Source organism: Pseudoalteromonas sp. B131b, assembly GCF_037162545.1.
Classification (GTDB): Bacteria; Pseudomonadota; Gammaproteobacteria; order Enterobacterales; family Alteromonadaceae; genus Pseudoalteromonas; species Pseudoalteromonas fuliginea.
The window spans coordinates 1979423-1993343 of record NZ_JARLUZ010000001.1 but is presented as its reverse complement, the minus strand read 5'-3'; the positions used below and the strand labels follow the sequence as shown (position 1 = coordinate 1993343).

Annotated in this window: 14 protein-coding genes and 2 pseudogenes; 2 read left to right on the top strand and 14 right to left on the bottom strand. The window is 39.1% G+C overall.

Annotated elements, in window-relative coordinates:
* Positions 1-2: 2 nt before the first annotated feature.
* The 5 genes from ccmE to ccmA are packed head-to-tail and all read right to left on the bottom strand — an operon-like array spanning position 3 to position 2725.
* A complete protein-coding gene (gene ccmE, locus P4S65_RS09090; protein WP_337119997.1) occupies positions 3-482 on the bottom strand; it encodes a cytochrome c maturation protein CcmE in 480 nt (159 codons plus the stop codon).
* Complete coding sequence (gene ccmD / locus P4S65_RS09085; protein ID WP_002959284.1) at positions 479-682, bottom strand: heme exporter protein CcmD; 204 nt, start codon at positions 680-682, stop codon at positions 479-481. Before ccmD ends, ccmE begins: the two co-directional genes overlap by 4 nt.
* Before the next feature lie 2 nt (positions 683-684).
* On the bottom strand, positions 685-1422 hold the full coding sequence (locus tag P4S65_RS09080) for a heme ABC transporter permease (protein ID WP_002959285.1): 738 nt from the start codon (positions 1420-1422) through the stop codon (positions 685-687).
* Positions 1422-2108: a heme exporter protein CcmB gene (gene ccmB, locus P4S65_RS09075; protein WP_002959286.1), complete on the bottom strand. Its 687-nt coding sequence runs from the start codon at positions 2106-2108 to the stop codon at positions 1422-1424. The genes P4S65_RS09080 and ccmB overlap by 1 nt, the downstream gene beginning before the upstream one ends.
* Positions 2108-2725 (bottom strand): cytochrome c biogenesis heme-transporting ATPase CcmA, encoded by a 618-nt coding sequence (gene ccmA / locus P4S65_RS09070; protein ID WP_337119996.1) that lies wholly within the window; start codon positions 2723-2725, stop codon positions 2108-2110. Before ccmA ends, ccmB begins: the two co-directional genes overlap by 1 nt.
* Positions 2726-2828: 103 nt before the next feature.
* Between ccmA and fliK the strand changes: the two are divergent.
* Positions 2829-5188, top strand: a pseudogene (gene fliK, locus P4S65_RS09065) (flagellar hook-length control protein FliK).
* 2 nt (positions 5189-5190) lie between these two features.
* A complete protein-coding gene (locus tag P4S65_RS09060; protein WP_007377933.1) occupies positions 5191-5499 on the top strand; it encodes an EscU/YscU/HrcU family type III secretion system export apparatus switch protein in 309 nt (102 codons plus the stop codon).
* Positions 5500-5530: 31 nt separating this feature from the next.
* Here P4S65_RS09060 and P4S65_RS09055 read toward each other — a convergent pair whose 3' ends face one another.
* The 9 genes and pseudogenes from P4S65_RS09055 to P4S65_RS09015 all read right to left on the bottom strand — a co-directional run bounded on the left by P4S65_RS09055 (position 5531) and on the right by P4S65_RS09015 (position 13920).
* Positions 5531-5932 (bottom strand): DUF2802 domain-containing protein, encoded by a 402-nt coding sequence (locus tag P4S65_RS09055; protein WP_337119995.1) that lies wholly within the window; start codon positions 5930-5932, stop codon positions 5531-5533.
* A gap of 17 nt (positions 5933-5949) precedes the next feature.
* Positions 5950-6444, bottom strand: a complete 495-nt coding sequence (locus tag P4S65_RS09050; RefSeq protein ID WP_337119994.1) for a chemotaxis protein CheW — start codon at positions 6442-6444, stop codon at positions 5950-5952.
* Positions 6445-6468: 24 nt separating this feature from the next.
* Positions 6469-7251: a chemotaxis protein CheW gene (locus P4S65_RS09045; RefSeq protein ID WP_007377936.1), complete on the bottom strand. Its 783-nt coding sequence runs from the start codon at positions 7249-7251 to the stop codon at positions 6469-6471.
* Positions 7252-7254: 3 nt separating this feature from the next.
* Positions 7255-8025 carry a ParA family protein gene (locus P4S65_RS09040; RefSeq protein WP_007377937.1) on the bottom strand — a complete coding sequence of 257 codons (771 nt, stop codon included), beginning with the start codon at positions 8023-8025 and terminating at the stop codon, positions 7255-7257.
* 15 nt (positions 8026-8040) lie between these two features.
* Positions 8041-8994, bottom strand: coding sequence for a flagellar motor protein MotB (locus P4S65_RS09035; protein ID WP_337119993.1), 954 nt, complete (start codon positions 8992-8994; stop codon positions 8041-8043).
* A 5-nt stretch (positions 8995-8999) separates the two neighbouring features.
* Positions 9000-9763, bottom strand: a pseudogene (locus tag P4S65_RS09030) (flagellar motor protein).
* Complete coding sequence (locus P4S65_RS09025) at positions 9756-10886, bottom strand: protein-glutamate methylesterase/protein-glutamine glutaminase (RefSeq protein WP_337119992.1); 1131 nt, start codon at positions 10884-10886, stop codon at positions 9756-9758. Before P4S65_RS09025 ends, P4S65_RS09030 begins: the two are co-directional and overlap by 8 nt.
* Positions 10887-10947: 61 nt before the next feature.
* The gene (locus P4S65_RS09020) at positions 10948-13137 is read right to left on the bottom strand and encodes a chemotaxis protein CheA (protein ID WP_337119991.1); all 2190 of its coding nucleotides are present in this window, start codon (positions 13135-13137) and stop codon (positions 10948-10950) included.
* Between the two features lie 15 nt (positions 13138-13152).
* Entirely contained in the window at positions 13153-13920 is a 768-nt protein-coding gene (locus tag P4S65_RS09015; RefSeq protein ID WP_337119990.1) for a protein phosphatase CheZ, read from the bottom strand.
* Position 13921: the final 1 nt, after the last annotated feature.

Below are 13921 nucleotides of genomic sequence, written 5' to 3'. Positions count from 1 at the left end.
AGCTAATTACCACTATCTAAGTTGTATTTTGGTTTTTCGTGCTTAATACCTTTAACTGCCTCTGCAACTTCTGCTGGCATATATTCTTCGTCATGCTTTGCTAGCACTTCAAATGCTTCAATAACATTAGGCTCGACTAATACGCCCTGCGCTACAATGCCTTGCCCCTCACGAAACAAGTCTGGCAATATGCCTTGATAACGCACAGTCACTAATGGGCCTGTATCTATTAGCTTAAAGCTTACTTGTAAGCTTTGTTCATTACGCTCAACCGTGTCTGGCACAACCATGCCGCCAATACGTAACTTTTGACCTATATGTGGTTTTTCTTTGTTAGGGCCTTTGCCATCAATTAATTCGCTTGGCGTATAAAAAAGATTAATATTTTCTTGCAGTGCATAAAGCACTAAACCAATTGACCCACCAATACCAAACAGTACGGCAATAATTACCAATAGTCGCTTTTTACGTCTTGGATTCATGAGATTTGTTCCTGCTTAGCTTTTTTAATTCGCGCTTCACGTATTATTTGTTGCTCCACTGAAGCCATAATACGTTTGGTGTCTCTCAAAGAGTTCACTAAAATACCGAGTAAAATAAGTGCGCATGTACCAAAAGAAAGCCAGACATAAAATCCATAACCTCCCATTGCAATAAAATCAGAAAAAGAGTCAAACTGCATAATTACCCCTTATTTAACAACGAGCGCACCCACGGTCGGTGCTTTTCACGTTGCAAAATTTCATTTTTAAGACGAATTAAAGTCACTGTTCCAACAAAAGCAGCAAAGGCTAAAATATTAACCATAAGAGGCCAAAACATACTTGGATCTATTGCTTTTGTGTCTAGCTTTGTAATGCTTGCACCTTGATGTAACGTATTCCACCACTCAACAGAGTAATGAATAATAGGTAAATTAATTACGCCAACAATTGCTAAAATAGAAGCCGCACGCCCTGCTGACTTCTTATCTTCAAATGCATGGTAAAGCGAAAGCACCCCAAGATATAAAAATAATAAAATAAGTTCAGACGTTAAACGCGCATCCCATACCCACCAAGCACCCCACATAGGTTTACCCCATGCAGCGCCAGTAATAAGCGCTATAGCAGTAATACATGCACCAACAGGCGCAATAGCAATAACAGCAAGCTCGGCATTTCGTAGCTGCCATACAAGTGCAACGATAGCGGCAATCGCCATTGAAGAGTAGGCGCCCATAGATAAAATGGCAGAAGGCACATGAATAAAAATGATACGGTAGCTGTCTTTTTGTTGGTAATCGGCAGGTGCAAAACCAAGCCCCCATACCCATCCAACAATCATACTAACTACGGTAACTACGGCAAAATATGGCAGTAACGTATTGCATAACTGGTATGCACGCTCTGCTTTAGCATAGGGATGTAACCACTTCCACATTAACTTACACTCACTTTTAAAGCTGACGATATGGCAATTGGTGCGCTAATAATAGCAATAAGTAACATTGCACCAAGGATGGCAAGCTGCCCACTATAATCCAGTGACATTGTACTGGTATCGATAGCCGACGTTGCAAAAATCAAAACAGGAATATACAAAGGCAGTACGAGTAAACTCATCAAAATACCCCCTTTTTGTAATCCTACAGTAAGCCCTGCGCCTATTGCGCCAATAAAGCTCAATAGTGGAGTGCCTAATAATAATGTTAAAACAGTCGCTGTTAACGCCGTACTTTCTAGGTTTAACAACAATGCAAATAGCGGGGTCATTAATACAAGCGGTAAACCTGTTACCACCCAATGAGCAGCCACTTTAGCAAGTACGGTTAGCGATAATGGATAAGAGGATGCAATTAACTGCTCCAACGAGCCATCGTTAAAATCATCCCTAAACAACTTATCTAAACCCAACATGGTAGAGAGTAATGCGGCAACCCAAATAATACCTGGCGCCATTCTCGCAAGTAGACCGGGCTCAGGCCCTATTGCTAACGGAAATAATGAAATTACAATTAAGAAGAATAAAATAGGATTTACAATTTCGGCGCGCTGGCGAAACGCAAGTTTTACATCTTTGGTAAATACCGCACTAAATAGCAACCAATAAGAGTGTTGACGAGTCATTAGTGGCGATACTCCAGTGTAACCGTTTGTAAGTTACTAAAGTGGGTCGTTAAGTCTTGGTGGGTCGTTAATAAAATGGCACCACCGCTTTGTAAGTGTTCAGTAAATCGCTGCTGTAAAAAGGCGACCCCGCTTTTATCAAGCGCGGTAAACGGCTCATCAAGTACCCATAATTTAGCATCACTTAACCAAAGCCTAACAAGCGATACACGTCGTTGTTGTCCAGCAGATAGCATTCTAACGGGTACATCTTCAAGTCCAACAAGGCCAAGTTGCGCTAAAATAGGATATAAATCAGGCTCGCTATAGCCATTAATTTGTAACCAGTGGCGAACATTTTCAACTGCACTAAGCTGAGTACTTACACCTGTTTTATGCCCTATAAAAAGCAGCTCTCTGGCATACTCTTCATAGTACTTAGATATAGGTTGATCTTGGAACAAAACAGACCCTTCATCAGGCACAGAAAAGCCAGCAATAATACGCAGTAGCGATGTTTTACCAGCCCCATTAGGACCCGCTAATTGCATGATTTGACCGCTATTAAGGCTAAAATTAAGATCCGCAAACAAACAACGATCTTGCTTGATGCAGGTGACGGACTTAATGTGTAACAAGATGACGATTCTCTCTGCCAAAAATTAGGCGTTAGTCTACCATAATGATAGGGTAATACGAATATTGCTTTATAATCGATTAACAAAAACTTGATTTAAAATAATGAATACACCAACGCAAATAACATTATCTAACTCATTGGTTACCAATCAATCGAGCAATGCTCAAACGAATGAATTATCGCAATTACCTGATGAGGTGCTTGCCGCTAAAAATATACAATTTTCGAAAGATTCGATTACGCTTGATGTATTTATTGATAAGCATTGGCAAACATTAAGGCTTGGCACTACTAACACACCTCAAAACTTACAAAAAATAGCCAGTGCTAACATACAGCTCAGCCCTGATGGCAAAAAGCTCAACATTATACCAAACAGTACAACCCTCACCTTAAGTCAACCAACTCAGTTACAGCGTTTATTAAATTATGTAAGCACAGGCACTGAGGTAGAAAGTAAGCCAATGGATGTCCAGGTTGTTTTATCGCCTACTCCCAAATTAGTCATTGATAAACTCAACGCCAGTATTGCAATAAATAAAGACGCAGCGCAGCTACTTATAACCGAGCAACCTTTAAAAGTAATTGTAAGCACTAACAATAAAGGCGCACAGCTAAATATTATTAACAGCTTTGCTGATACAGTTCATTCGCAACCACTGAATCAAACAAGACTGACTAAATTACTCGCAGCGCTGCTACCTAATGCACAACTGCAAGCAACACCAAAACTGGCCATTTTAACTCATCCACAAAAGTCGGGGTCGTTTACAACGCCTATAAATAATAAACAAGTTAGTGAACTACCCAGCACGACTATTAAGGTAAACTTAGTAAACCAGGCTGATAAATTGTTTATTAAAACCGATACTAGCAACATAAAAGTGATGCTTAATAACTCCTTCTCGAAACCATTTAACGAGTTGCTTTTAGCTCAAAAAATAATGCACCTGAAGTAGCCGTTTCTGCGAGTAATATTAAAGTAAATCCATTACTTACTACTGATAGCCCAATAAAATCGTGGCTACAAAATAGCTTGAGTGACTTAAGAACACGAATTAACGATGCGGTAAAATATTTTGAAAGTAAGCCTTTTACGACACAAAATAAGTCAGAGTTTACAGCTGCCAATTCATCCGCCACCTTACAAAAAAACACCAAAGTTGTACCACTAGACAGAGTTAACATTACCAAAAGTGCAAGTGTTCAGATATCAAAAAATACAAGTAACATTTTGACCGAGCACTTTTCTAGACTCCCGCCGCTTGTGCAACTAACTCAGCTTATGAAAGGAAGTGTTAGTGTTTGGCAATCATCTTCAAACATAACAACCAACACGCCAACAACAAATAACATTACTCAAAATACAGTAGCTAGCTCTACACCAAGTGATTTAAAAGCAAACCAATTAAACATCCTAAATGCGAGTACTAACAGTAAAACTGACACGTTAATTAAGACTACAAATGAAACAGTTACTAAAAATATTATCTCATTAGCAGAGCCGTTATCTAATACAGGCTCTCGTAGTCAAATGCTTCAACCAATAGAAGCAAAGCTATTAACTATATTATTAAAGCTTCCTGACACCACCGCCCCTACAGATAAAATGGCTAGCAATAAACAACTTTTAAGTAATCAGATCACTGATATTACAAATAAAGTAACAAAAGAAACACCCGATTTAACTCGGTTAATCAACCAAGCATTTAATCGTATGGTCTCAAGTAATAACACACACCCTGCGACCATACAGCGTGAAATACTTGCTACTTTACAACCGTCTCATCTAACGGGGGACATTTTGCAAAGTAGTTTCACTAAAGGGCTTGAACAAGTAGCTGTGAGTATTTTAGCCGCCCCTATAATTAGCCAGTCAGTAACACCTATCAGTTTTAATAATCAAACTGGCTTAGATGCACTTTTGCAAGTACTTATACCTACTTTTAAAACGGGTAACACTGGAGCAAAAATGCTTGAGCAACTCCAACAGGCTCAAGTTCAAGCTTTGGCTAGCGAAATTGTACAAGTTAAAAATACACTTACCCAAGTGAATATTTCAACACCAAATCAACAACCAGAGACAAACCCGCTTGCACAATTTTTATTACCCATGAGATTGCCACCTGAAGCAGCACAAACAGAAATAACACTGGGGCAATATAAAAAGCCAAACGCAGATAAATTAGGAGATAAAAATGTATGGTTTGTAAGGCTAAACTTTGATTATGCCCAACTTGGGCAGCTACAAATTACTGCTGAATTAATGGATAAAGCACTTGATTGCCAGCTATTAGCCTCAAGCCAAGAAGTAAGCGCGATTGCTCATCCTCACCTAGATAATTTAAGATCAAAACTAGCCAAACATGGTTTGCAAGTTGGTGAACTTAATTTAAAACGAGGAGATGCTAACAATCAGGCATTTTATAAATCTCATGCAATTATTAATATTAAGGTTTAGCTATGAGTGATACACCTATTAATAAATCAGCCATTGGACTTTTATACGAAGCTGGCAACACCCCCACTGTAAGTGTGAAGGGGTTTGGTGAGTTAGCTGATGAAATAATAGCAGCGGCTAAACTAAAAGGAATTATGATCCACGAAGATGCTGCACTTGCTAAAACGTTGTCGCATTTAGAGTTAGGAGAAGAGATCCCAAAAGAACTTTATTATGTAATTGCAGAACTCATTGCATTTTCGTATGTATTAAGGGGTCAATTCCCGCCAGGTTGGCAAGACTTTCAAGGTAAGTTGAATATTAAAGCATGAGATTATTTATACGCTGATAACTAAAAAGGCGCTAAGCGCCTTTTTGTTTATGCAATGAAAAGAGTAATTCAGCCTCAGCGCGAGGTAATTCACACTCGCGTATTACCTCCTCTAAATCAGCCCCTAACTCAACCATTTTAACAGCACGCGAATAAATTTTGGCATCTGGATCATCATACTTTTGAGCCGCTTGTTGTTGAACTAATTCTTGATGCTGCTGTTCAACATCAAGTACACGCTTACCTATACTCAACAAGCCTGTTCGTAATTCAGAAACCTCACTTCGCAAAATATGAGTTTGTTCGGAGGTATCTTTAAGCTGCTGCATGACAAAATTCAGCTCACTCGTTTGTTTATTTTTCAATGCAAAAACTAACGCTAACGATATTAGACCTATCGCCAGCGCAGCTATTGAAATACTAAGTAACAGCATATTTTTATTGGTAAAGCTTATAAATCGCTTAACTCATCCCATTCATCATCACTGAGTAACTTGTTTAAATCGACTAAAATAAGTAACTCATTATCACGATTACAAACACCTTGGATAAATTTAGCACTCTCTTCAGTACCGACATTAGGTGCACTGTCAATTTCTGAACTGCGTAAATATACAACTTCAGAAACACTATCGGCTAAAATACCAATAACTTGCTCTTCAGCTTCTATTATTAAAATACGAGAGTTATCGGTTGCATCAGCGGCGTCTAAACCAAAACGAGCACGCGTATCAATAACTGTTACTACGTTACCCCGTAAATTAATAATACCAATTACATAAGAAGGAGCACCTGGTACTGGAGCTATTTCAGTGTAACGTAATATCTCTTGGACTTGCATTACGTTTACGCCATAAGTTTCTTCTTCTAACTTAAAGGTAACCCACTGTAATATTTCGTCATTGTCTGCATTTTTATTTACTGACAGTAATTTATCTTGATTCATGCTGTTACTCCGTAATGGTCATTATTACTGACGACTATCTAAGCCTTTCTCTAATAGCGCATTTAAATTATCTACATCAATTAAAGCACACATTTTCTTTTTAATAACTCCAGCAAGCCATGGGCGCTTACTTTGATCTGTACGCCATTTTACATCTTCTTTACTCAATGTAATGTTATTTATTAACTTTTCAGCTAATAACCCCCATTGGCTGTCACCTAACGTTATTAAATATTGATAGTTAAGTGACGCTTCTAGTTTTTCGTCATACTTCTCAGGCATCACCCAATGCGCTGTATCAACAACATTAAGTTTTTCATCTCTATTAAGCATAACGCCTTTGAACCATTTTGGCTTACCAAATAAGTGATTTACTTCACCTAACTGATGAATCCCACCTAACGCTTTTAATGGTACAGCCAAAGTCAAACCCGCAACTTCAAAAAATAATGCTTGAAACTCACCGTCAAAATAATCTTCTTGGCTTTTTGTTACTGCTCTTTGTTCCGGCTCTACTGATAAATGTGAGCTTGTCTCTACAACTAAATCAGCTTTAACTGGCTCTGGCTCATTAGTAATATCTAATGGTTTTAGCTCTTCTGTTTGCAGATCTTGAGCAAATATTTTTTCCGCTGCTTTTAATTGTTCATTAGGCTTTAAATGTACTTGCCCTTTTTGCTGTTCACTCGGTATTTGTTCAAGCAGTTTTGCCACAGGTTCAAGGTTATCTGTAGGCTCGTCATCACGTAATAACGCACCTAAATATTGAGTCATTACTTTTTCATTAGCAAATAATTGCTTACTCATTCATTAACCTTGCTCTATTAAATAGTCTAATAATGCTTTATATGCAAAAACACCACGGGAACGAGGACAAAACTCTATTGGCACTTTTTGTGCCAAACTCGCATCTCTAAATTTTGTATCAACAGGAATAACACCTGGCCACACTTTATCTTTATAGGTTTCTTGTAAAGTTTTATATGCTTCCAACGATGCTTTAGTGCGTTTATCATACATAGTAGGAATTATAGTATATTGATAACTTTTCGCTTGAGAGCTTTGCATTAATTCCATAGTCCGCATCATCCTATCAAGCCCTTTTAGGGCCAAAAACTCGGTTTGTACGGGAACTAAAATACGCTCACTCGCAGCTAATGCATTAACCATTAAAACCCCCAACACCGGCGGGCAATCAAGTATTGCATAGTCATAATATTCACTAATTTTAGCAAGCGTTTTCTTTAGTATTAAACCCATGCCTGTTTTATTACCCATACTTCTATCAAGTGTAGCTATTGCCATAGTAGCGGGTAAAATATCAAGATTCTCAAGAGTTGACGGGCAAAGTGCTTGCAATATTTCTTCACTTTGCATGCTTGTTCCGCGAGCAAAAATATCGTACACACTGACTTCTAAATCTTCAGAGTCGATACCAAAATAATAAGTTAGTGATGCATGGGGATCTGTATCAATAAGCAATACACGTTTGCCCTGTAACGCTAAAATACCGGCTAGGCTAACTGCCGTTGTTGTTTTACCGACCCCGCCTTTTTGATTTGCAACAGTCCAAATCTTCACATTACATCCTAATTGCTATTCATTTCGCGTCGTTATTCGAATCCCACCATGAGGTAAACGAATTATTTTTATTGTATTATCGTCTGATGGTAGTTCCACTTCAGGCTCTGTCTGTACTGCTATATTTTTTTGCTCTAACGATGGACTATCTTTAGGTGGTAAACCATACTTAGAAAGAGCGATTACAACCTTACGGTTTTCAGCTCGACCTTTCTCTGTGTTATTATCAGCAAAAGGAGAATACTGGCCATAACCTTCTATTGCCATTCGTGCAGAATTAATACCCAACGCTTCAAGCTCGACTAAAATTGAGGTTGATCTTGCAACTGAAAGCTCCCAGTTTGAACGAAATATTTCGTTACTAATAACCTCATTATCTGTATAACCGCGCACTCTAATGTAGTTATCGACCGGGTCAATAATATCTTTGACAATTTTTACGACTTGCTTAGCACGCGAATGAGCAGCTGAACTACCACTAGAAAATAACATTCCTGAACTCAACTCTATAATGAGCCAATCTTGATTCAATTCAAGACTCGCTTCTCCATCACGAATTTCATCAATGAGTGCTGATTGAAGTTTAGTTAACAAGCTATCTAATGGTTTTCCTAAATATTTTTGTTTAATGTTACTTGTGTCACTTTGACCATCTAATAACTCAGGGCCTTGTTCCTTTTTTTGAATACTTTCGCCATACAACACCTCTTGTTCCGGCGTTACTCTGTCGGTTAAGACCCCACTCCCATTAACACCATCACCAACTTGTGAATGTTGGCGCGCAGATTTATCAAAAACATGCTCGAGCGAATCCGATAATATTTGAAATTTTTCTTCCTTATCTATAGCAATAGCGTACATAACCACAAAAAAGGCAAACATTATCGTCATATAATCTGCATAAGACACAAGCCAACGCTCAGTATGCTGACTTTTAGAGGAAGTGTGACGTAAACGTCGACGTAGCATAATCGTTATTTATCCACTAAATTAGGGCGTTCTACACGATAAGCTTCTAACTTTAATTCAATATTAACAGGGCTTTCGCCTAAACTGATTGCAATAACACCTTCAGCTAACAGTTCGTGATACAACATTTTTTGTTCAACACGTTGTTTTAGTTTATTTGCCATCGGTAAAAATAGTAAATTAGCTAAACCGACACCATAAATAGTGGCTATAAATGCTGTCGCGACACCAGCACCCAGCTTTTGCGGATCGGTAATAAATGACATAGCCTGAATAAGACCAAGCACTGCGCCCAAAATCCCTATTGTTGGGCTATACCCGCCCATAGCTTCATAAACGCGTCCTGCCTCTAATAAACGGTCGCGTTCTAATAATAAATCAATTTCAAGTGTATCGCGCAGCTTTTGCTCAGAGCAACCATCAACAAGTAAGCTAAGACCTTTAGCTGCATATGGATCGGGATGAGTTAAGGCCTCATTTTCAAGTGCTAAGTAGCCTTCTTGTCGTGCTTTGTGAGACCATTGTTTAACTTGTTCGATCGCTTCGTCTACATCATGCTTTGGCGAAATAAAAACCCAGTGGCTTATTTTTAGCATTTTTTAAAAGTACTAGATGATGTTTGCAACATCACAGCGCCAAGCGTACCACCAACTACGATTATAAGTGCTGGTCCATTGAATAACGCAGAGACAACACCGCCTTCTAAAGAATAACCTATCGCTATAGCGCCTAACGCAATAAATAAACCTAATATAGAAAGCTTATCCACAACCAATCTCTTTTTTAATCCTTAGAGCTATATCATCTAGAGCAAGACTTTCACTTGCTAAGCCAGCACTTGCAACCGCCTGTGGCATACCGTAAACAACACAACTTTTTTCGTCTTGTGCCCAAATAGTGGCGCCAGTCTGCTTCAACATTCGAGCACCATCACGCCCATCAGCCCCCATACCAGTAAGAACAATAGCCAGTACGTCACCTTGACAAGCTTTTGCAACGCTTGCAAAAGTCACATCAACACTTGGTTTATATGTTATTCGCTCACTGTTATCTTCAAATACGCGCAATGTTTTTGAAGACCCACGCCCCTCAAGCATCATTTGTTGGCCACCTGGAGCCAAGTATGCAGTCCCTGGTTGTAATCGATCCCCTTGTTGAGCTTCCTTTACTTTTATCTGGCATAAACCATTTAAACGCGAAGCAAATGCAGGTGTGAATGCGGCAGGCATATGCTGAATTAATAATATAGGATGCGGGAAATTTGCTGGTAATTGAGTTAATATTGTTTGTAATGCAACGGGTCCGCCAGTCGATGTACCAATAGCAACAAGTTGATATTTTTTACCACTAGCATGAACGGAGGCGTTAGAATTCGTACGTTGAAAGCTTCTATCTGGCTGCTTTAACGTTGCCGTGTTCCTTAATGAACTTGGAGTCGCTAATGGCATACTTTGCGGTTTAGCTGGTGTTATGGGCTTGAATGTACGGGGAACCCTTCTTCGACCAATTTCTTTCACTTTAGCTTGTAAAAGCTTTATTGCATCTTCATTGTTACGTGCAATATCTTCGAATTTTTTCGGTAAAAAATCCATTGCTCCGGCATCTAATGCATCAAGCGTTGCCGTTGCACCATCTCGAGTTAGTGAAGAAAACATCAAAATTGGTGTCGGATTACTCGACATTATTTCTTTAACTGCGCTAATACCGTCAAGCACAGGCATTTCTACATCCATTGTAATCATGTCAGGGCGTAGTTCAGCTGTTTTTTCAACAGCTTCTCTGCCATTCACAGCAAAACCTATTACTTTTATATCGCTGTCTTGCTCAAGTATTTCGCTCACTCTGCGGCGAAAAAAGCTAGAATCATCAACAACTAAAACTTTAACGGCCATTTAGCTCTCTTATTAAATTGAAGTGTAGGGCACTTTTACAGTGCACCTACTTTATTTATTATCAGCCCGCGTAATGTTTTAACATATTTGGTACATCTAAAATAAGTGCAATACCACCATCGGAAGTAATTGTAGCACCAGCCATACCGGGTGTTCCTTGTAATAAAGCATCAAGAGGTTTTATTACAACTTCCTCTTGCCCTATTAACGAATCTACGACAAAGCCTACTTGTTGTGTACCAATTTGGACAATAACTACATGACCATGTGCTTTACGCTGAGAGCGGTCAGCGCCTTTAACTAGCCAATGCTCAAGATAAAACAATGGAATTGCTTTTTTGCGCACAATAATTGTCAATTGACTATCAACAACATTCGTTTTAGTTAAATCGAGGTGGAATATTTCGCTAACACCCGCAAGTGGTAATGCAAATGTTTGCTCTCCAACAACAACCATTAAGGTCGGCAAGATAGCGAGAGTTAATGGTACTTTTATCTCTAAAGTAGTCCCAACACCTAACTCTGACTGAATACTTACTGAGCCATTAAGTTGGGTAATTTTGGTTTTAACTACATCCATACCAACGCCACGACCTGAAATATCCGAAATCTCTTCTTTTGTTGAAAAACCAGGTGCAAAAATTAAATTATATGCTTCAGTATCAGAAAGCCGGCTTGCTTGGTCGTGATCAAGAACACCTTTACTAATCGCTATTTTTTTCAGCTTCTCAGCGTCCATACCTGCACCATCATCTTTAATGGTAAGTAAAATATGATCGCCTTGCTGAGATGCTGATAACGTAACAGTACCTGTTCTTGGTTTTCCAGCAGCCTCACGAAAATCTGGCATTTCAATACCGTGATCAACAGAGTTACGCACTAAATGCACTAAAGGGTCGGCTAATGCCTCAACCAAATTTTTATCTAAATCAGTCTCTTCACCAACTAATAATAGATTAATGTCTTTATTTAAGCTGCGTGCTAAATCACGAACAACTCGAGGAAATCGGCCAAACACTTTTTTAATTGGTTGCATGCGGGTTTGCATAACCGCACCTTGAATATCAGCAGTAACAACATCTAAGTTAGATATAGCTTTACCCATTGCTTCGCTTTCAGAATTCGTAGCCAAGCTAACTAAGCGGTTACGAACAAGTACCAATTCACCGACCATATTCATAATTTGATCTAAGCGTTTAGTGTCAACACGCACTGTCGTTTCAGCAGTTGGTGCAGTAGCCTTTTTTGGAGCTGCAGCAGCTGTTTTTTCAGCAGGTTTTGCAGGTACTGGTTTTGATGCTTCAACTTTTGGTACTGGGGCTGCTTTGGGCTTAGGAACAGCTTGTTTTGCGGCTGGTTTTTCAGCAATCGCAGGAGTGCTTTCTAAAGATTTAGGTGCAGTTCCCTTACCATGAAGTTCATCTAACAGTGATTCAAATTCATCATCACTGATATCATCGTTCGATGAATCTGTATTGTTAGTCGAAGGCGATGGCTTTTGTACATCAGGTGTAACATTACTTTCTTGCGCTGCAACAGAGCCGAAACTGCCAACACCATGAAGCTCGTCTAGTAAATTATCAAACTCATCGTCTGTAATATCACCATTCAAATCATGACTATTTGTGGGGGCTTTTACTGCCGATTCTTGGCTTGTACCATGTAATTCATCAAGTAGGTTTTCAAACTCATCCTCTGTAATTTCATCAATTTGAGAGTCAGTTTCAGATGAAGTTGGACCACTAAACAGCTCATCAAAAGCAAAAGGGTCCGCACCATCAGTACTGGGAGTTTGTGCTTCAGCGGCTTCTTCTTGAGGCTGTTCTACAACAACTTCAGGAGAAGTACCTGATAACTCGTCTTCTGTGGGGAGACCTAACTTATGTAAAACTTCAAGTAGTTGAGGATCCGCAGGTTCTGGTTTATCACGATTTTGAATCGTCGCAAACATTTCATTGATAGTATCAAGTGCTTGTAAGATAACATCCATTAGCTCAGAATTAACAGAACGAACGCCCTGCCTTAACAAGTCGAATACATTTTCTGCGCCGTGACATGCGTCAACAAGCTCAGTCATAGCTAAGAATCCAGCACCGCCTTTTACGGTATGAAAGCCTCTAAATATAGCATTTAGCAACTCGGTATCTTCTGGATTATTTTCCAGTTCAACTAACTGTTCAGATAAAAGCTCAAGGATTTCTCCTGCTTCTACAAGAAAGTCTTGTAAAATATCTTCATCGACTTCAAACATGCAGTTACTCTCCTCTTAGAAGCCCAAACTTGATAAAAGATCATCGACTTCATCTTGATCAGACACAACATCATTACGTGATTCTTTATCAATAATAGGCCCTTCAGGACCTGCTAATGTTTCTGGGTCAACTGGGTCATCTATTTTTTGTGGTTTTTGGGTGACTGCTTTACTGATATCTTGTTCAGAAAAAGCAGTTAAAAGATGAAGTAAGCTTTCTTCAACTTCCCTAACAAGTTCTATAATTCGGCGAATTACTTGACCTGTCAAATCTTGATAATCTTGGGCCATTAATATGTTAGTCATGAAGCTTTGTAACTCATCAGTTTTATGATGAGAACTGCTCATGAATTTATCAATGCTGTGGCACAGTACTTTAAATTCACCGAGTTCAATTTCACGACTCATTAGACGGTCCCATGTCGGTTTGATATGGGATATTTCATCCGCTAACTGTTGTGCTATCGGTAAACTCGCCTCAACCGCATCCATGGTTTTATTTGCAGCATTTTCTGTCATCTCAATGACATAATTAAGCCGTTTTTTAGCATCAGGTATAGCGTCGTTAGTGAGATCTGTTAGGCGCGTGTCTAGCTCAAAGCCTTTTAAAGCTTCATGTAGTTGACGCGTCAACTTTCCCACTTCGTCAAATATTTCTGACTGCTCTTTAGATGCAGTATCTAAAATTAGTTGATCAGCTTTATCATGTTCGCCATTTTCTAAAAAAGTAACGAGCTGACGAGCTTGTTCTAACGTTATCCGAGGCGCAGCAGGTGCTGGCATA